Annotated in this window: 1 protein-coding gene; it reads left to right on the forward strand. The window is 73.7% G+C overall.

Annotated elements, in window-relative coordinates; translation table 11 throughout:
* The coding region (locus ABLM29_RS22290) for an amidohydrolase (RefSeq protein ID WP_349716844.1) at positions 1 to 742 on the forward strand (742 nt) is incomplete at both ends.

A 742-nucleotide genomic window follows, 5' to 3' on the forward strand; every position in this document is an offset into this window, starting at 1 on the left:
GCCCTACGCCAGCGAGGTGCCGGGCGTGATGCACGCGTGCGGTCACGACGTGCACACCGCGTCGCTGGTCGGCGCGATGCTGCAGCTCGCGGAGCAGCCGGGATCCTGGTCTGGGACGCTGATCGGGGTCTTCCAGCCCGCTGAGGAGAACGGTGCGGGCGCGTTGGCGATGCTCGACGACGGGCTCTTCGACGACACCGGCCTGCCCGAGGTCTTCTACGGGCAGCACGTGGCCGCGGCGCCGGTCGGCCAGCTGATCTGCCGGCCGGGCTGGTTCCTCTCCGCCCACCGCTCCTGGCGCGTGCGGCTGCGTGGCGTCGGCGGCTCCGGCTGCCGTCCCCACCTGGCCAAGGACGTCGTGGTCGCCGCGGCCGCGATGGTGCTGCGATTGCAGACCGTCGTCGCCCGCGAGGTGGACCCGTTCCGGATGGCGGTGGTCACGGTCGGCGACCTGCACGCCGGCACTAAGGCGAGCGTGATCCCGGCCGAGGCGGTCTTCACCGTCTCCAGCCACACCTACGAGCCCGAGGTCGCCGAGCGGGTCCGCGAGAGCGTGCTGCGCATCATCCACGGCGAGGCCGAGGCCTCCGGCGTTGAGGTGGAGATCGAGCAGGACCCCGAGATCACCGGCATCCCGGCGTGCTGGAACGACCCGGCGGAGAACGACCGGGTCGCGGCGGCGCTGGCCACCGTGTTCGGCCCCGACGCCGTGGCGCCGCCGCGCGACCCGCTGCCGGCCAGC

It is taken from the genome of Nocardioides sp. YIM 152588, assembly GCF_040191335.1.
GTDB lineage: Bacteria > Actinomycetota > Actinomycetes > Propionibacteriales > Nocardioidaceae > Nocardioides.